This is a genomic window from Flavobacterium cellulosilyticum, assembly GCF_004349355.1.
Taxonomy (GTDB): Bacteria; Bacteroidota; Bacteroidia; order Flavobacteriales; family Flavobacteriaceae; genus Flavobacterium; species Flavobacterium cellulosilyticum.
The window spans coordinates 110393-130582 of the sequence record NZ_SMFK01000008.1 but is presented as its reverse complement, the minus strand read 5'-3'; the positions used below and the strand labels follow the sequence as shown (position 1 = coordinate 130582).

Here is a 20190-nt window from a genome sequence, read left to right as displayed (position 1 = left end):
GGGAATATTCTTTATTTAGATTCGAAAATTGAAGTTTTATAATTGCTTTCGACTAATTTCATTTTTTCAAGATATTGGTTCGCAATTTCTGTTTGCTTTTTAGTTGGAATTACAAAAAATATTTTTTTGTTGGCATTCAAAATGGAATCTAATTCAGTTTCGTTTTTTATAATTTGCGCTTTGCCATAAGAATAAAATTGTCCTGAATAATTTTTCTCTTTCCAATAATACAAGGGAATTTCTTTATTGGCAGTAGTAACTTTTAAGTTTTCTAATAAATATTTGTCTGTATTCATTTTGTAATCCAATTTTCCTGTTGCAAACAAACCAAAATAGGCAAAGAATACAATAATAGGAAAAATTAATGCAATACGAATCAGTAATTTTTTTCGAGTGAAATCATCCCAGAAATACACCATCAAAAACATGATTGGCATTGTTGATGGAAGGATATAGGTATGTAATATATTGCTGGAAATAGTAAAAAAAAGTGGTGTCCAAAAAGCCCATAATACCAAGAAAGAAACCCAATCATTTTTAAGAATGGTTTTTTTGATTTTCCATAACTTATAAAGAACAACTTGAATCCAAGGTAATGCAAATGCAATCAAGAAAACCCAAATCATTCCTTTGGGTTGCGAGTGACCACTGCCATATAAATCCCCTTTCCATCCCGATTCCACAAAGCGTTTATAATGCTCTCCAACAATAAAATAATCTAAAAAACCGGGCGATTCTTTTTCAGCAAAATAATACCAAGGAATCGCAATTATAGCAGTTAAAATTAGTCCTGGAATAATGGAAAATTTAGAAAATACTTCTTTAAATCTTTTTAAATCCAAGCAACACCATAAAAATAATGGAGGAAAAGTCAATACGATTATCAACGGTCCTTTGGCAAGAAATCCAAGTCCCAATGCTATAAAAAAGAGATAATTCCAATACGTTTTTACGTCACTTTTTATAGTTTTCCAAAAGGAAATCATCATGATAACAACACAAAATTCAAGTGAAGTATCAGTTGAAACAACTCCTGTATGTATCAGAAATTCGGGCATAGTCAATAAAATAAAACCAGGTAAATAAAAGGGTACACCCTCTTTTTTAACTATTTTTCCAGCAATTATAATTAGTATAATACTGATCAGGAAAGAAGGGAATCTTGATGCAAATCCGTTTACGCCAAAGACTTCAAAACTAGATGCAGATAACCAAGTCGATAATGGCGGTTTTGCCCAAAAGGGAACACCATAATCAATTTGCAATACAATCCAATGATTCGTTTCCTGCATAATTCGAGCAATCTCGGCATAACGTGCTTCTGTTTTGTCTAATAAAGGAATTGTAATTGTCAATAATAATCTAAAGAGAACAAGTACGATTACAGATATTGATAGAATCTTGGAGTTGTTTTTGAGTTGATCTGAAATCATTTATTTTGATTTTGAGTTAGCACTATTTTTTGCAATTTTCTGTATTTTCTGCGGATTTTAAATAGATCAAACCAAAGTTTAAAACCGTAGGTAAATTTAACTTTAGAATCTCCCTTTTCGACCCATAATTTCAAGGGAACTTCATACATTTTTTTTATTGCTTTTTCTTTCCCAAAAAGATGAATCATTCGAAAGAAAATTTCTACATCAAACAACCATTTTGAAATGAATTCTTCATTAAATAATTTTTCAGAAATTTCTCTAGTAAAAAGTTTACTTCCACATTGGGTATCATATACCTTGATGTCAAGAATATTTGAAATAAGAGTAGCGACAACTCGACCTATTAAAAAGCGACTATTTTGGCGCTCTATAAGAGAGCCAATCTTTCTGATTCTGGAACCAAAACTAAAGACTATTCCATCATGCAAATAATTGCGAAGTTCAACAAATTCTTCAAGTGTAGTGGCTAAATCAGCATCTAAATATCCAATATATTGATGTTGTAAGTTTTGATTACAAAAGGTAATGCCAGTTCTAACTGCTTCGGCTTTACCTGAATTTTTTTCTAATGTAAGAATGTGAATTTGTGATACGTATTTTGACTTTAAAATAGAGAGTGCCTCCAGAGTTTTATCTGTGGATCCATCATTTACAAAACAAATAAAAACATCAGGTTTATTGTCAAGAAAAGTGGAATATTCACTATTTGATATGCCTTTTTCTTCATTATAACATGGAATGACAATACTTATATTGTTTTGTTTTGACATATAAACGATTTAAGTTTGGTCTAAAAGCATTTTTAAACTTAATTAATATTGTTCTTTTTCATTCGGAAAATCACTTGACTTTACATCATTAACGTATTGTCCGATAGCTGTGGTCATTTCTTCATATAAACTTAGGTACCTTCTTAAAAAACGGGGGCTAAATTCATTATTCATTCCTAGCATATCGTGAATAACCAATACTTGTCCGTCTACTCCGCCACCTGCTCCAATTCCTATGACAGGAATAGAAATGCTTTTTGCCACTTTCTCTGCTAAATGGGCTGGAACTTTTTCGATAACGATGGCAAAACAGCCCAGTTTTTCTAATAATTTAGCATCTTTCATTAATTTATCGGCTTCTTCTTCTTCTTTGGCACGAACAGTGTAAGTCCCAAATTTATATATAGATTGTGGTGTTAAACCTAAATGTCCCATAACCGGAATTCCAGCATTCAATATTTTTTTAATAGAGTCTTTAACTTCACTACCACCTTCCAATTTTACGGCATGTCCACCACTTTCTTTCATAATTCTTATGGCAGAACGTAAGGCTTCTTTAGCATCTGATTGGTAACTTCCAAAAGGCAAATCTACTACAACTAATGATCTTGAAATGGCACGAACTACACTTGATGCATGATATATCATTTGGTCTAAAGTAATTGGTAAAGTAGTTTCGTGACCAGCCATTACATTTGAAGCAGAATCACCTACTAAAATTACATCGACACCAGCAGCATCAACAATTTTGGCCATTGAGAAATCATAAGCAGTAAGCATAGAGATTTTTTCTCCGTCCGCTTTCATTTCAATTAATGACTTTGTGGTAACTCGTTTGTAATCTTTTTTAGATGCAGACATGTAATTTTGGATATTAAAATTTAGATTGTAAAAGTAGTAAAATCGATTTGTATAAAACACAAAAAAAAGGATTTGATATTAATATCAAATCCTTTATAATATATTTAATTAAAATAATTAATTTTCAAACACCTGCTTTTTTAAATTATTAGTTTATTTCAACCATTATTATAGTATTTATTCTTTAAAACTTCAAGAATTTTTCTTTTAGTATTTTTCTAATTGGAATATCATATAACTTTAAGCATGTATAAGCAAGAACTATCGTGGAAATCAAAACTAATATACTAAATGGATATGCTTCAATTAACGGAATTTTATTATCGATTACCCATCCTGTATAAATGTATATTATAGGATAGTGAGTTATATAAATTGGATATGAAATATCACCAAAAAATTTACATAATCTTGTAGAAAATTTGCCTGTGATTTCTCCACTTGCTGCCAAATAAATAATTAAAGGAAAAAACAGAATAACAATTAATGAATCATAAATTCCATTGATCCATAAATGTTCGCCTCCACCAAATCTTGGCATAGCCAATGCAATTATAACGAACAAACTGCACCATAAAAAAGCGTTTTTGATTTGTGTCAATTTCCCTAAACGGAAAAGCAAAACACCAGCAAAGAATGGGTACATCATTCGGGCAAATCCTATATGTGTATGTTCGAGATTTAATGACCAACCTCCAACAATATCTCCGTTAGGACTTGTAACCGCGAGATGAATTAAAGCACATCCAGAAAGAAACACGAGTATTGAAAGCCATTTTTTTGAAAATTTTCGAACAAAAAGAGCATACATTATATTGGCAATATACTCATAAAATAAAGACCAACCAGGTCCATTAAGTGGGTGCATTTCTTCCCAACCTCGAATATCCAAAGAAGAACTTACAGGAATTAATGTAAATCCAATAACCATTACCAGCAACATTTTCCAAACTGGAACATCATGTATAACTGGCCATAATGCGAAATCCTGAAAATAAAATAATAAGGCTCCGATAATCATACCCATAATTACCATGGGTTGGAGACGGATTAAACGTCGCTTAATAAAATTTCCAATCGACATTTTTTCCCATCGGTCATCATAAGCATATGCAATAACAAATCCTGACAATAAAAAGAAAAAATCCACAGCAAGATATCCATGGTTTATAATTTGGTCAAGATGGCTTGTTGCATGTGCTTCAAAAATGTGAAAAGCAACCACCATTATTGCTGCTACGCCGCGTAATCCATCTAAAATTGGATAATGGGGTTTTGTTTTAAGAATTCCGTTTTGCATATATTTCGTTTAGTACTTTACTCAAAAACAGGTTTTTACTCTTTAATTATATACAAATTAATAATTTAATAGCTACATTATTTAAAAATTGGAACTAGCGCATCTTCCTGTTTAGCGGCAGGACCAGCTTCACATAATAGTTTGAAGCTGATTCAATATTTTTAAGGCTACTATCTGCAAACTAAACAGGTTTTCCTGTTCCAACTCTTCTTGCAATAGCCTAACCAAAAGAACCAGCTCCAAATATATACAAATCACATATTACAACTTTCTTACTACCAATATTTAACCTCTACGAGGTAAGCTCTGTTAGGAACAAAATATTGGTAGAAATATATCCAGTCAATCTAATCCTAATGTCCCGTAGCGACTGTACCTATTCCGTTTTATCTATTCTGAAAAGATTTAATCGGACAACGATGATTAATATAGTATAATCAATTCTAATGTTTTAAATCTTTAAATTTCACGTCAGCAGCAAAAGATGGATTTGTATTTTCCACAACTAATTCCTTTGCTAAAGTAAAATTAACCTTTTGTTTGATATTTAAAGACGAAGTTCCAATGCCAACTTTATAATCACCCGCTTCAGCAATCCAAGCATTTTTTGAAGCTACAAATGAAGCTAAATCTTTAGGGTTTAAAGTTAAAGTAACCGTTTGGCTTTCTCCTGGTTGCAATAATTTTGTTTTAACAAAAGCTTTCAATTCTGAACTTGGTTTGTCTGTATTTTTAGATGGAGCCGAAAGGTATAATTCAACTACTTCTTTACCAGCGATTTTTCCTGTATTTTTCACAGTAACATTTGCAGTCATTGATTTGGAAAAAGAATTGGAACTTAGTTTCAACCCAGAAACATCAAAATTAGTATAGGATAATCCGTATCCAAACTCATATGCAGGTTTTACTCCAAAAGTATTGAAATAACGATAACCAACATAAATTCCTTCTTCATAAGTAACACTTGTTGGGTTTTCAGCAGGGGTGCCAATCCAAAATTTTGAGGCAGCTGCGTCTTCATATTTTACAGGAAAAGTCATTGTTAGTTTTCCAGATGGATTCGTTTTCCCCGAAAAAACATCGGCAACAGAATTTCCTCCTTCTTGACCTGGTTGCCAAGGTAAAAGAATAGCATCTACTTTATCTCTCCAACTAGCAGTTTCAATTACGCCACCAATATTCAATACGACAACTACTTTTTTTCCTTTAGCGTGAAATGCTTCCGAAACATTGTTTATTAATGTTACTTCGTCTGCAGCTAAATTAAAGTCGTCTTCTACTTTTCTATCATCTCCTTCACCAGCATTTCTTCCTATCGTAATCAAAGCAAGTTCGGATGAATTCGATTTGTTATCAATGATTGCTTTGTTTAACTCTAATTCTAAAAGTCGTTTTGGAGTGGCTAATAATCCACCGTTTTTTTCACGACGTTCCATTTCTTTTGCTTTCTGATCCACTACATAAGGTTTGTATAATCCTTCAAGATCTTTATCAATTGAAAACCCTGAATTGGTTAATCCGTCTATTAAAGAAATTGAATAGGCTTCATTTACGTCACCACTTCCAGTTCCGCCCGAAATGAAATCATAAGAAGTTATTCCAAAAATGGCTAATGGTGTTGATTTAGAAGTAAACGGTAAAGTGTTTTTATCATTTTTTAATAAAATTGTTCCCTCTGCAGCAGCTTGTCTAGTCACTTCGGCATTTGCTTTAAGGTTTGGTTTGTCTGAATACTTGTAATTACTCATTGAAGGCGATCTCATTACCAACTCTAGAATACGAGTTAAATCGGTATTAACAACTGCTGCAGATAATTTTCCGCTTTTCATATTGTCTAAAATGGCTTGTTTTTGTGAAGGCATTCCTGGCATTATTAGATCATTCCCAGCAGATAATTGTGCAGTTACGTCGCTAGTTGGAGCTTCTTTTAGAAATGGAACACTAAAACTTCTATATCCACCAAACCAATCGGTCATTACCATTCCTTTAAATCCCCATTCATTTCTTAAAATAGTTGTCAATAAATCTTTTCTTTGAGAGGTAAAAGTTCCATTAATGGAATTATAAGAAGACATTATTGTCCAAGGCTGTGCTTCTTTTACAGTAATTTCAAAACCTCTTAAATAAATTTCACGCATCGCTCTTTCGCTTATATGTGCGTTTATTCCCATTCGATTGCGCTCTTGATTGTTAGCTGCAAAATGTTTTGCCGAAGTTCCAACCCCATTAGACTGAATACCATTTATAATAGCCGCCGAAATTTTACCTGTTAGTAAAGGATCTTCAGAATAATATTCAAAGTTTCTTCCACATAATGGATTCCTGTGTATATTCATTCCTGGTCCTAATAAAACATCTACACCATATTCTTTCACTTCGTTACCAATTGCCTTTCCAACATTATTGATTAACTCAGTATTCCAAGTCGAAGCCAAAGATGTTCCTACTGGAAATGCTGTTGCGTAATACGTTTTAGAATCATTATTCCTTTTTGGATTAATTCTCAGTCCCGCAGGTCCATCGGATACAACTACAGTTGGGATTCCTAACCTTTTTAATTCATAAGTTCCCCCTGCTGCTCCTGGTACTTTTCCTTGAAAACCTTCAGTTGTAAATTTTGCTGAGACCATGTCAAAACCTGGCATTCCAATTCCAATAAGCATGCTTGCTTTTTCATCATCGGTCATTTTACTTATTAAATCTTGTATCCTATCACTTATAGGTAGACGAGTATCTTCATATTTATCTAATTTTCCATTTTGGTTTAAATCCGAAAAAGTAAATGCATTAATTGTTAGTAATGGAATTCCATTTGCATCTTTAATATCGTTTTTTTTATTCCAAGAAATTCCAGAAATAATTAGTGTAGAAAGCAATGATATTTTCACTGTTTTCAAAAATGATGAGTTTTTCATAAGGTTATTTTAGTTAATTATTACTTATTGCTTCAATATGAAGCAATAATAGATATTTTTTTTAGATATTCGTAAAAAAAAATAGATTATTTTTATATATGGTTCTCAAAAAGTTGAAGTCAACTTCCTTTTTGTACTTTAGCGATGAATTTTTAATTATGGAGTTTAAAAAAATTATTGAAGAAAAGTCAAAAGAATCTTGGGAAATTTATATCCCGAATTTGTCTATTGATTGTGTTGTTTTTGGGTATCATAATGCTAGTTTGAAAATTTTGACAGTGAAGATGAAAGAAAATAATCTTTGGGCACTTCCTGGAGGTTATGTTTTAAAAACAGAAAATATTAAAGAAGCTGCTAATAGAATACTTCAACAAAGAACAGGTGCAGAGAATATTTATTTACAACAATTCAGGGTTTTTAGCGATTTGAATCGTTCCGAAGGTTTTTTTAGTGAGTTTGATGATACAATTTGGAATAAACAGCGATTTCTATCCATTGGATTTTATGCTTTAGTTGATTATTCAAAGGTAAATTTAGTAGTTGATAGTTTTTCAGACGCATGTGAATGGAAGGATATTGAGGATTTGCCCCAACTAATGATGGATCATGGAATTATTTTTGAAAAAGGGTTAAGCACACTTAGAAAACAATTGAATTATAAACCAATAGGTTTGAATTTATTGCCAGAAAAATTCACAATGCCTGAACTTCAAAAATTATATGAAATTATTTTAGGGAAAAAACTCAACCGAGGTAATTTTTTTAGAAAAATGTTGCGATACGATATTTTAGTAAAACTAGACGAAAGCCGAAAAGGAGGTGCCCACAAATCACCGGATTTATATATGTATGATACCGAAAAATATCAAGCAGCATTAAGGAACGGATTGAATGAAGGTTGGTGATTTAGTTTTGAGTCTAACAATCCGCCATATTTACAGCGATTGCAAGACCACCTTCGGAGGTTTCTTTGTATTTATTGTTCATATCCTTGGCAGTTTGCCACATGGTATCAATCACTTTGTCCAAAGGTACTTTTGCGTTTTTTGGATTGGTTTCCAAGGCTAATTCAGCAGCGTTTATTGCTTTTAAGGCGCCCATTGTATTTCTTTCGATACAGGGTATTTGGACTAAACCACCAATCGGATCGCAAGTCAATCCTAAATGATGTTCCATTGCAATTTCGGCAGCTATTAAGACTTGAGCGGGAGAACCTCCCATTAATTCGCATAAAGCGGCGGCAGCCATTGCTGACGATACGCCTATTTCGGCCTGACAACCACCCATTGCTGCTGAAATTGTCGATCCTTTTTTGAAAATACTGCCTATTTCACTAGCAACCATCAGGAATTGTTTGATTTCTTTTTCTCCAGCATCGTGGTTTTCGATAACTAAATAGTACATTAAAACGGCTGGAATTACTCCAGCACTTCCATTTGTAGGTGCTGTAACTACGCGGCCTAAGGATGCATTTACTTCATTTGTTGCCAATGCAAAACAACTTACCCATTTTAATATTTGGCGAAACTTAACTTCTGTTAATCGTATTTGTTCTAGCCAGGTTTGAGGAGAATTGTAATTAGACAATCCTATGAGGTTCTGGTGGATGTCAAATGCTCTTCGATGCACATTTAATCCACCTGGAAGAACACCTTCAGTATGGCAACCAATGTACATACATTCCAGCATGGTGTTCCAAATGCGCATTAATTCGTAATGAATTTCGGCTTCTGGACGCATTGATTTTTCGTTTTCGTAGACAATTTCTGAAATTATTTTGTTTTCTTGAAGGGTATAATTCAACAATTCTTCGGCATTTTGTATAGGAAAAGGAAAAGCACATTTTATCTGGATTTTCATTTTGGCATTGAGACGCTCTTCCTTTATTACAAATCCACCTCCAATGGAGTAGAAGGTTGAAGTGTATGGGGTTCTATCATCAATAAAAGTCGTAAAAGTCAAGCCATTGGCATGAAAATCAAGAAAGTTTTTATTAAAAATAATGTCTTGCAAAAAATGGAAAGGGATAATGCTTTCATTTCCAAGATGGATTTCATTTTGGTCCTTAATATTTTTGATGATATCAGCAATGTTTAGGATAGGAATAGTTTCAGGATCTTGACCTGAAAGACCTAGCATTATTGCTAAATCAGTAGCGTGTCCTTTTCCCGTCAAGGAAAGGGAACCGTATAAATCTACTTTTATTCTGACAACAGCATGCAGTACATTTTCGTTTCGCAATTCTTCTAAGAATCGTTTGGCAGCTCGCCATGGACCAAGAGTATGGGAACTAGAAGGACCAATTCCAATTTTTAGCATGTCAAAAACCGAGATACATTCTTCCATAAAAGTGATTTTGAATAACAAATATAAAGCAAATGAATATCCCAAAATGATTTTTAAATCATAAAAATTGCGAATTTGCTAAGACTTCTCTTTTAAATTATAAATAGTTGATGAAATAAGTGTTTTTAAATGATTTTTTGAGTTAATTATTAAAAGCACAAAATGATTTTTAGAATTGAATTTCGATGTAATGTTTTTAGGAAAATTTGATTTGCGTTCAACGGCTCTTTTATATATTTACCAATTTATAAATTAAAATAGTGAAACTAATGGAATCATCAAATGATAACGCTACAGGATTCAACTTCAAAAATATAGTTGATGTTGTTATTCGCCTTGGAGTGTTATTATTGCTTCTTTTTTGGTGCTTTGATATTTTAAAACCTTTTATTTTAATTTTGATTTGGGCTGTTGTAATCGCAATTGCCATATTTCCAGTTTATGAAACTATTGTAAAGATTTTTAGAGGCAGGACTATTTTTGCTGCAATTGTTCTCACTTTATTCCTGGTGAGTGTTATAATAATTCCAAGTGGATTGATCGTCTATTCGCTTTACGAAGGAGTGAATCATTTTCGGGAATTATTTAGTTTAGGACAACCTTTAATTCCTGCACCTGGCGGAAGTACTGCGAATTGGCCCTCTATTGCCAAGCCTATTATTGAAATATGGCAATTAGCTTCAGAAAATTTGCATGAAGCGATTATGAGATATTCTGATGAAATAAAAGAATATGGTTCTTTGTTATTGCTGTCATTCGCTGGTGTTGGCAAGGGAATTGCTTCTTTTATAGTTTCAATAATAATCTCTGGGTTTTTGTTAATCTATTCGGATACTTCCATTATTATTTCAAAAAAAATATTTCAAAAATTAATTGGATCAAAGGGAGATCATTTTGCCGAAACAACCGTTCTCACTATCCGAAACGTAGTCAAAGGTGTTTTGGGCGTTGCTGTTATTCAGGCTTCGATGGCAGGTATTGGTTTTTTTGTTGCCGGAGTTCCTTATGCAGGTTTATGGGCCATGGCATGTCTTATTTTTGCAATTGTTCAAGTAGGAGTGGGGCCAATAGCGATTCCTATTTGCATCTATATGTTTTCTGTTTCTAGTACAGGTACAGCGGTTATGCTGTCTATTTGGATAGGAATTACTCTTATAACGGACAATATTTTAAAACCCATATTATTAGGTAGAAATGCCCCAGCTCCAATGATGGTCATCTTCTTGGGTTCTATTGGTGGATTTATTTACAATGGCTTTATTGGATTGTTCCTGGGTGCTATTGTGCTTACCATTGGGTATAAACTTTTTATGATGTGGTTGGATGGTGAAATAGAAGATTAGTTGTTCTAAAAATTAATCAAAATAATGATCTAATTCTATATCAATTTTTTTGTTTTTTGGGCGTGCCCCTCCGTAAAAACTTCGGGTCGGGCTTTCGTTCCCGCTTTTTTTATTTACATAACCAAGGGTTTAAACCCTTGGCTATGTAAATAAAAAAGAGCTCCACTACATCCCTCACGCGAGCAACTATTAAATAAAAACAACTTTCAAAACCAGAAGACGAAGAGAAATGGTTAGCGCACCAACCCATACAACAATTTGCTTTTCCTTACGAAGTAAATTTGGTCGCTAAAAACCAAACTCAAAATTCTCTTTTCTAGTAGGTAATTTAGTAGAAGAAGTCGCTAATGATTTAGTCGTAAAAAAGGCATTTTACTTTCCAATTGTTACTACACGTAATTTAATATTTTCTGGATTGTCAAATTAAATTTGAGCAATGATTTTTTATTTATCTACTGAAATACTTTACAATTAATTTTTTATTTCAAGTCTTTTGCATTCTAAATTAGGTGTTAATAAGTAATATTTTTAGTATGAAAAAAAATAATTAAAGTATTTTCTTGCATTAAACGTGTATTTTGTCGATTAATACGGTATTTGAACTGATTTTATTGTTTATTTAATTTATTTTTGAAAACGATTTAAAATGAAGCAATTTATAAATGTGCTTATGAAATTAATTATACCAAAAGAACTTATAATTATTGTTTTTATATTAAGATCGTTTGTGAGTTTTTCCCAAGCAAATCCAGCTTTATTTCTAAGTTATGGTAGTCCATCAGTAAATATTGTTAATGCTGGCAATGTAGACTATGGTCAATCTACAGAAATTGAGTATTCAATAATTAATATCCCTAACCAAGGGAACCCTACATTAGAAATTCAAAATATAACCTTAAGTAACAGTAATTTTGTTATTTCATCTGGTTTATCAAGTTCAAACATTAAAAAAGGGGAAGTTGGGAAATTTAAAATTCGCAAAAATAATTTTGCATGTAGTTCATCCCCACAATCAACAGTTGTAACTATATATTCGAATGCCTCAAATTATGCTACATTTAGTTTTGTAATAACCTATACTAATGCACCAGTGATTTCAGTGCTAGGAGGTTCGCCTACACAGCCTATTTCTAATGGACAAACTGCACCAATCTCAATAAATGGAACTCGTTTTGGAACAATTGATGTTTTGACATCTGTAACAAGAACCTATACAATTTCAAATACAGGAACCTGTCCTTTGACTCTTGGCGCATTAACGAGTTTGACGTACAACCCACAAACAGGGCTTCCTTCTCCCGATTTTTCAATAGTATCATTATCAACTTCAACTATAGAACCCGGCAGTACAGCTTCTTTGGTAATTCGATTTACTCCTCAATCTACAGGTACCAAATCAGCAATTATAACTATTCCGAGTAATGATGGAACAAAGAACCCTTATACTTTTGTTGTAAATGGTGAAGGTTATAATCCCAATGTAGTTGGTCCCGGAGGTATTAACGCCGATTTTAGACTTTGGTTAAAAGCAAATCGAGGAATGAATCTTGGTACTGGAAATAAAGTGCCACTGTGGAAAGATTTAGGTTCACACGGTAAAGATGCCAGTCAATCAGATATCACAAAACAACCTACTTTTATAAATAGTGCAAGTGGCAATATTAATTATAATCCAGTTGTTAAATTTGAAAATAACGGCAATACATTAAATCAGTTTTTATACAATACTGAAAACGGATATTATACACAGGAAACCTTCATTGTCATGGAATCGGATGCAACAAATGGAGCTGCAATGACAATAATTTCTGGTACATCTGAACCAAAACCAGCAACGGAAGGAGCGCCATATCCAATAGTTCCAAATGAAAATTCTGGAATTGGACTAGGAGATTTTACTAGTAGATTATCCAATGAAAAATTATGGTTTAATCAGTGGCAAACAACAACGGGTAATTATTTTACAGTTGCTGATGCTAGCGGAAGTTATACAAAAGCAGGCATAATAAATACTAGAAATAAAACTACAACTGCTTCAAATGGTGTAGATTTATTATTCAACTCAATAGATTCAGGAAATCAGACAAGTATCAATACAACCTATACTAATTTAGGTTATAATGACGCTGGGTTATGGAAAGGGACACCCTATAATTTAGGTAAAAATGTAAATGGAGGAACTTTTGGAAATTTGAATGGTAGGATTGCAGAGATTATTTCATTTGCTGCAAGAGTACCTGATAGTGATCGACCTAAAATAGAGACGTATTTAGCTATAAAATATGGAATCACATTAGGAGTTAATGGTACAAGTAAAAATTATATAAATTCTGTAGGAGCAATTATTTGGAATGCGACCTCAAATGTAGGATATAATTATAATATTGCCGGTATAGGTAACGATGTTGGTTCTGATTTAAATCAAAAACAATCTAAAAGTAGTAATGAAACTAATGTAGTAACTATTGGTTTGGGTGAAATATCGGCTACTAATAGTGCCAATATTAATGAATTTCCAATTGATAAAAACTTTTTGATATGGGGTTCTGATAATGGCACATATACTGCTGGTAGTTCAAATTCTTCTACTATTGCAGCTGGATTAACAACAAATACAATACGAATCAATAAAAAATGGAAAATTGTAGAAACTGGTGGTGATGTAGGGAATGTAATTGTGGGTATTCCAGCAACGGCATTCAGTTCGTTTTCAAAATTAGCAAATGAAGAGTATACTTTAATCGTAAGTGATGATGCTAGTTTTGGCGATGCTAATATTGTAGATATAGTTCCTTTAAAATCGGATGGTCAAGGCAATTTACAGACTTGGTATGATTTTGATGGAACGAAATATTTTACATTCGGAAAATCAACCAAAGTAGAAGGTAAATACCAAGTAAAAATTTCGGCAACTGACCCTGATTTTTTAGTAGGAGAATATAATTTAAATCTAAATAGTGGTTCATTTACTATTGGTTGTTGGATTAGAAATGATGGTTCAAGTGCAACTAATAAAACGATTATTGGCAAAGGGGTCAATTTTGGAATCCAATTAAACGCTGCAAATAAAATTGAAGTATTTTGGGATGGTCTTACTCAATTTACATCTAATACAATAATAGCAGATAACAAATGGCATAATATAGTAGCGGTTTATTATGAAGGAAGTGCTGATTTATATATTGATGGAATATTAGACACCTCTACGTTTAATCTAACTAATCCAACGCCTAATTTTTCAAGATTTTCAGTAGGAGCATTATATATAAATAAGAATTCAATTATTGCACCATTTAGAGGTGAAATTGATCAAATTCATATTTGGGATAAAGCATTAGTAGCAAAGCAGGTTAATTACTTAATGAATCAGGAAATCGTTAAGTATTCTCCAGATAATACTGTAGATGGCGCCATATTACCTTATTCTGTTATAAAAAATGAAGTGAATTCTATAGCTTGGAATCGATTGAAAACGTATTACGATTTTAATTCTTTTTATGGTACAACTGTTGAAGGCTTAACTGATGATCGTAATTTTTTAAGAATAAAATATTTGAATAAAAACAAACAAATTGTGGGGACACAAACAGCTCCATTACCTTATGAAACTATAGCTGATGGAATATGGAGTGATTCAGCAATTTGGAAAAATGGATCCATTCAAAAAATACCTAATGACATCTCTATTGTAAATAAAACTACAAAACCAATAGTAAATGGGTGTATTGTTAATATAAATCATAACATTGAATCAACAGGTAATATGACCCTACTAGGGCTAACTGTTTTAGGAACTGATTCGTCAAATTATAAAACATTAAAAGTAAGTAATGACAGTAAAATAGAAATTTCTCATTATTTAAAATTGGATGGAGTAATTGATTTGACTGGGCGTTCACAATTAATTCAAACATTAAATAGCGAATTAGATGTTAATAGCATGGGTTATATTAAAAGAACGCAACAAGGATCGGTTAACAAATACAATTATAACTATTGGAGTTCTCCTGTTGGGCCAACAAACTCAGTGGCAATAAATAATAATCTAACTGTTAATACTGTATTTAAAAGTGGCACAACAACTAATCCACAAAACATAAACTGGGTTAATGGATTGAATGGTAGTCAAAGTTCGTCAATAAGTTTAGCACGATATTGGTTATACAAATTCGAAAACGGATCAGAATATTCAAATTGGATTCATTTTAATGAAACAGATCCAATTAAACCATCACAAGGATTTACTCTGAAAGGTGTTGGTTCTGTTGACGCAACTAATTCTATAGCTCAAAATTACACCTTTATTGGAAAACCATTCAATGGTTTAATAAATTGTAATTCTGTTTTGCCAGACAATTTGTTTTTGGTTGGGAATCCTTATCCATCGGCTTTAGATGCTTATAAATTTATTTATGATAATATTTCAGTTGCTCATGGTGGAACCAATGCAGTAGATGTTATTGATGGGACACTTTATTTTTGGCAACATTCACCTACAAATGCTTCTCATGTGTTGTCAGAATATTCAGGTGGATATGCAGCATTAACATTAGTGGGGGGAACACCTCCAATTGCTCCATCACAAATTAGCGGTATCGGTACAAGTACTAAAAATCCATACCAATTTATACCCGTAGGACAGGGGTTCTTTGTTAATGGTGCAGTGACTTCTAGTGGTAATAAAGCAATACTATTTAATAATAATCAGCGTTTATTTATTAAAGAAAATGATGTAGATGATGTTTCTCATCCTGTTTCAAATACATTATTTAAAACCAAATCTAATACAGCAAAAACTACCACTATAAGTCGTTTCAATGATAATAGTAATGATGTTATTTATAATAATTTTGAAACCAAAATCAGACTTGGGTTTACCGCAAATGATTTTCATCGACAATTATTAATTGGATTCATGATTTCTGGAGCCACTGATGGATTAGATGTAGGCTATGATGGGTATCAAATAGAAACTCAAGAAAATGATTCCTATTTTATAATAAATAATTTAGAATATTCAATTCAAGGAGTTGGAGTATTCGATGTTTCAAAATCGTATCCTTTAGGAGTTAAGTCTAATGTATCAGGAGGAGATGTGAAATTTATGGTAGATGAAACAGAGCGGTTGAATGAAGAGGTTCGAATACTAATTCATGACAAAGAAGCGGATGTTTTTTATGATATAACGGAACATGAAGCTAATGTCACTTTAGAAAAAGGTACTTATAATTCTCGTTTTGAAATGACATTTAAAAATAAAGAAACACTTGCAATAAAAACAAATGAATTGCCTGAATCTATGGTGTTGATTTACAATAATGAAGCACAAAACAATTTGAAGATTATACAAAATTCAAATTGTACTATCAAAGATGTAACTATATACACGATTTTGGGTCAATCACTTATTAAAACTGAAAAAAAATCAAATTCAAATTCAATCGAAATTCCTTTTAATGTTCAACGAGGAACATATATTGTAAAAGTTACTACAGACAAAGGTACAATTACAAAAAAAATACTTAAAAAATAAGTATTTGTATATTTAGCTAAATAAAAATGAATATTTAAAATGGCACTTGAGAAAGTGCTGTTTTTTTTATTTAATAATTTTCGTATAAACTCTTCTTAATTTGTTATTTTTATAAAAAAATGAAATTTATGATTTTTCAATTTAAATCTTTAGTTATTATTGGGCTAATTTTCTGTTATATTTCCTGTAAATCACAAACTGTAATTCCTAAAAGCACTATTGAAAATCAAAATGAAGTAAAAGATACAGCATTCGTCAATCTAAAAGAGTACAGTAAAGATTTTATTTATGATATGAAATATGCCACTCCAGATAATTTTTTGAAAGCTAAAGTATATGATTGTGCCGAATGCTTATTGCGATTGAAAACCGTAAAAGCATTGGTAAAAGCAAATAATATCTTTGTGAAAATGGGTTTTAAAATCAAATTATATGATTGTTATAGACCATTGGATATACAAAAAAAAATGTGGGAATTGGTTCCAAATCCCACTTATGTTGCCGATCCAAATAAAGGATCGATACACAATAGAGGAGGAGCCATAGATATAACATTAGTTGATGCCAATGGGGTAGAGCTGGATATGGGTACTCCATTTGACTTTTTTGGAATAGAAGCCAGTCATAATTATACCAATTTTTCTGAAAAAATAAAAGAAAATAGATTATTATTGAAAATTATTATGACAGAAAATGGATTTAATTCCTTCGATTCAGAATGGTGGCATTATAATTTAAAATCGGCTCTAAATGATAAAGTTTCAAATGTAAAATGGAAATGCAATTAGTTATTCAATACACTGCAAATAATTGATAAAATAGGTTTCTGGATTGTAAATTTTATTGTCTAATTCCGATTGAAATTCTTTTTTAATGACATAATCTTCTACATCTGTCAAATATTTTATTCTCATCAAATTTACTGGAGAACTTTTTAAATCTTCTATAGAGCCTTTAATGAACATAAAGTTAGCTGTTAAAAGGCGATTATCAAAACCATTGTTATCACGAATCATTGAGCCGCAAACTTCTTGATCAATGTGAATAAGGGTAATGACTTTTCCATTATTTAATTGTAAGTATAATTTCGAATTTTTATCCAAGCAATTGGTTTTAATAAACTCTTTGCTTTTTTGAATAAAACTAATTTTTAATGTGGGCATACCGTCAGTCGATTCTAGAGAATAGAAAATATAATTAGTATTACCTGCAAAATTTTTCTCATAAATAATGTATTCTTTGGTAGATTTATAAATTCCAATAGAATCTTTAACGTTCTGACTGTATTCACATGGTTGTTGAGCAAATAGAGTACAGCTTATCAAGAATAATAGGGCGAATAGGAATTGTTTCATTATATTATATTTTTTTGCAAATTAAAACAATTTTATTGTCATTTACGTCTGTTGTAAAAAAACAATATTGATTTCCTCCTTCTTTTATTTTCCATTTTTTTCGAATGTTTTCAACAGAGTCAGGAAAATTGCGGGTAGTAATATTGATTTTTTTTCCTTCTAAAAACGCTTTCATATCTGTTTTGTTATAAGAGATTGACTTCTCTATTTCAAAAATTCTTCCAGGAAATGAAACTAAAGAAGAATTGGTATATAAATGAGAATGTTTATGTAGTTTATTCAAATCATAAAATAATCCCACTTCTTCGAAACCGCCCGATTTCATTATGGCACTATTGGGTTCGTATAAAAATTCTTGAGGTACAGTATAATTTGTGACACCTTCATTTTCGCCCAAAACAAATTCAAATTGTTCTGTTTTAGTTTTTAAAATATTGACAGTTTTCATGCTAATAGTGCCAGAATAATCCTTGTGTAATTCCCATAACAATTCTTTTACTTCATTTTCTAAAGCTACAATATGAATTGCCTTTACATGGCTTAATTCAGTTAAACCAGCCGAAATATCCAATAATGGTGCTGTTTTTAGTAAAATTGAATTGGAATAGTTGAAATAGATGTTAAGATTTTCAGGTACATTTGGCAAACAATCTTTCAACATAAAAACTTTGCCTTTTGAATCATTTCTCCTTGATGGATCAATATAAATCCAGTCCCATTTTTTGTTTAAACGGGTTATTATTTCTATGCTATCTCCTGTTTGACAATCAATGTTTATGCTATTTAACTGCACGTAATTGTGTTGTACAATAGCCGAAAGTGCCGGGTTTATTTCACAATGAACTACGGATTTTAAATTCTGAGCAAAATAGTAATCATCAATGCCAAAACCACCAGTCAAATCAATTAAGCTCTCGCCCGTAATTATTGAAGATTTGTAAAGAGCTGTTTTTTCTGATGAAGTTTGTTCGACTGATATTTTACTGGGGTAAATTATGTTTTTAGTTGCAAACCAAGTGGGTAATTTAGTTTTTGCTTTTGTCTTAGCTTCAATTTGATTCAATATTTGAATCCAATCTAATCCTGAAAATGGATTTTTTTGCAAAGCTAGATTTGAAACAGAAAAGCCGATATTTGAATTAATAAATTCTTGAATTTTAGGATTAAGAATGTTTAAATCCAAAATTAGATGTTTTTAGTTAATAGATGAATTATTTTATATTCTGGAAAGAATTCTTTTCCTATAACTTTTAGAATAGTATAAAAAGGAACTGCAATTATCATCCCTAAAATTCCCGAAAGAAATCCTGCGATTAGTATAACTAGAAATATCTCCAATGGATGAGAACTGACACTTTTTGAAAAAATAATAGGTTGTGAGAGGTTGTTATCAATGATTTGAACAATCCAAAAACCAATTAAGACAAAGATTGTTGTAGGTAATATTTCAGTTTGAAAATCATTTCCTAAATTACTCAACATTGTTAAAATTGCTGCTAAGGCAGAGGCAATTAATGGGCCAATGTAGGGGACAATATTTAAAACAGAACACAAAAATGCGATGATAAATGGATTGGGAATCCCAAAAATAAATAAGACAATTAGATATAATAGGAAGATAATAGATAATTGAAGTAATAAACCAATAAAATAACGGGAAAGCAAATGATCAATCTTATGTAATGAATGTATTATTTTGACTTCTTGACTATCTGGAATTAATTTTTTTAATCCTTTAACAAATAGCAATCTATCTTTTAGAAAGAAAAAAGTTATAAATAATACTGATGCTAAACCCATACCGAAACTGCTGATTGTCCCAATGATTGAATTTAAAAAATTTGGAATAAAATTGAAATTTATTTTAGAAGCAATATTGGCTTCTTTAATCATTTTTTCAGAATCTATATGATAACTTTCTAAAAAAGCAGAACTTTGATTCAATAATTGATTTAAGTTTTTCTCAATTTCTGATGTTTTTAAAAGTGACAAATTTTGACCTTGAGTAGAAATTAATGGAATAAACATCAATACAAAACAGCTAATAATCAGGATAAAAATAACTAATGTAACTATTGTGGACAAAGTTTGTTTGAATTTTAATCTCTTTTTAAAGAAATCAAGAATTGGATTTCCTATTAATGTAAGTATCAAAGCCACAACTAGATATATTAAAACGGACTGAATTTGATATAAAAAAAAGATAAATAGTGCAACTAAAACTATTATTGTTATAGCCCTTAAAATTCCGTTTGCTATTATTTTAGACGTAATCATTGCTTTTATTTATTTTGATAAAGATAAAAAAAACTCGCTAACAAGTAGCGAGTT

General features: G+C 31.4%; 13 protein-coding genes. 4 read left to right on the top strand and 9 right to left on the bottom strand.

The genetic code is table 11. The features are described 5' to 3' along the window. Window positions 1-11: 11 nt before the first annotated feature. The 5 genes from E0F76_RS12820 to E0F76_RS12800 form a co-directional block, all read right to left on the bottom strand. A complete protein-coding gene (locus tag E0F76_RS12820) occupies window positions 12-1433 on the bottom strand; it encodes an ArnT family glycosyltransferase (RefSeq protein WP_132006644.1) in 1422 nt (473 codons plus the stop codon). Next, a complete protein-coding gene (locus E0F76_RS12815) occupies window positions 1430-2206 on the bottom strand; it encodes a glycosyltransferase (RefSeq protein WP_132006641.1) in 777 nt (258 codons plus the stop codon). The genes E0F76_RS12820 and E0F76_RS12815 overlap by 4 nt, the downstream gene beginning before the upstream one ends. A 42-nt stretch (window positions 2207-2248) precedes the next feature. Beyond that, window positions 2249-3067 carry a 3-methyl-2-oxobutanoate hydroxymethyltransferase gene (panB, locus tag E0F76_RS12810; RefSeq protein WP_132006638.1) on the bottom strand — a complete coding sequence of 273 codons (819 nt, stop codon included), beginning with the start codon at window positions 3065-3067 and terminating at the stop codon, window positions 2249-2251. 184 nt (window positions 3068-3251) lie between these two features. Beyond that, window positions 3252-4367 carry an acyltransferase family protein gene (locus tag E0F76_RS12805; RefSeq protein ID WP_132006635.1) on the bottom strand — a complete coding sequence of 372 codons (1116 nt, stop codon included), beginning with the start codon at window positions 4365-4367 and terminating at the stop codon, window positions 3252-3254. Window positions 4368-4810: 443 nt separating this feature from the next. Next, window positions 4811-7282: a glycoside hydrolase family 3 N-terminal domain-containing protein gene (locus tag E0F76_RS12800; RefSeq protein WP_132006632.1), complete on the bottom strand. Its 2472-nt coding sequence runs from the start codon at window positions 7280-7282 to the stop codon at window positions 4811-4813. A gap of 158 nt (window positions 7283-7440) precedes the next feature. Between E0F76_RS12800 and E0F76_RS12795 the strand changes: the two genes are divergently transcribed. After that, window positions 7441-8187 carry an NUDIX hydrolase gene (locus E0F76_RS12795; protein ID WP_132006629.1) on the top strand — a complete coding sequence of 249 codons (747 nt, stop codon included), beginning with the start codon at window positions 7441-7443 and terminating at the stop codon, window positions 8185-8187. Between the two features lie 13 nt (window positions 8188-8200). Here the strand turns inward: E0F76_RS12795 and E0F76_RS12790 are convergent, their stop codons facing one another. Then, complete coding sequence (locus tag E0F76_RS12790; protein ID WP_132006626.1) at window positions 8201-9628, bottom strand: L-serine ammonia-lyase; 1428 nt, start codon at window positions 9626-9628, stop codon at window positions 8201-8203. Window positions 9629-9897: 269 nt separating this feature from the next. On the opposite strand from E0F76_RS12790, the gene E0F76_RS12785 reads away from it, so the two are divergent. From E0F76_RS12785 to ddpX, 3 genes are all read left to right on the top strand, one after another. Next, on the top strand, window positions 9898-10971 hold the full coding sequence (locus E0F76_RS12785; RefSeq protein ID WP_132006623.1) for an AI-2E family transporter: 1074 nt from the start codon (window positions 9898-9900) through the stop codon (window positions 10969-10971). Between the two features lie 670 nt (window positions 10972-11641). Further along, window positions 11642-16504 carry a LamG-like jellyroll fold domain-containing protein gene (locus tag E0F76_RS12780; protein WP_165932699.1) on the top strand — a complete coding sequence of 1621 codons (4863 nt, stop codon included), beginning with the start codon at window positions 11642-11644 and terminating at the stop codon, window positions 16502-16504. 128 nt (window positions 16505-16632) lie between these two features. Continuing rightward, window positions 16633-17292 carry a D-alanyl-D-alanine dipeptidase gene (ddpX, locus tag E0F76_RS12775; protein WP_132006617.1) on the top strand — a complete coding sequence of 220 codons (660 nt, stop codon included), beginning with the start codon at window positions 16633-16635 and terminating at the stop codon, window positions 17290-17292. Here the strand turns inward: ddpX and E0F76_RS12770 are convergent, their stop codons facing one another. From E0F76_RS12770 to E0F76_RS12760, 3 genes are read right to left on the bottom strand one after another with little or no spacing between them, the layout of a single operon-like run. After that, entirely contained in the window at window positions 17293-17859 is a 567-nt protein-coding gene (locus E0F76_RS12770; protein WP_132006614.1) for a hypothetical protein, read from the bottom strand. It abuts the gene before it with no gap. Between the two features lie 4 nt (window positions 17860-17863). Beyond that, window positions 17864-19042, bottom strand: coding sequence for a THUMP-like domain-containing protein (locus E0F76_RS12765; protein WP_132006611.1), 1179 nt, complete (start codon window positions 19040-19042; stop codon window positions 17864-17866). A 2-nt stretch (window positions 19043-19044) separates the two neighbouring features. Next, on the bottom strand, window positions 19045-20136 hold the full coding sequence (locus tag E0F76_RS12760; protein WP_132006608.1) for an AI-2E family transporter: 1092 nt from the start codon (window positions 20134-20136) through the stop codon (window positions 19045-19047). Window positions 20137-20190: the final 54 nt, after the last annotated feature.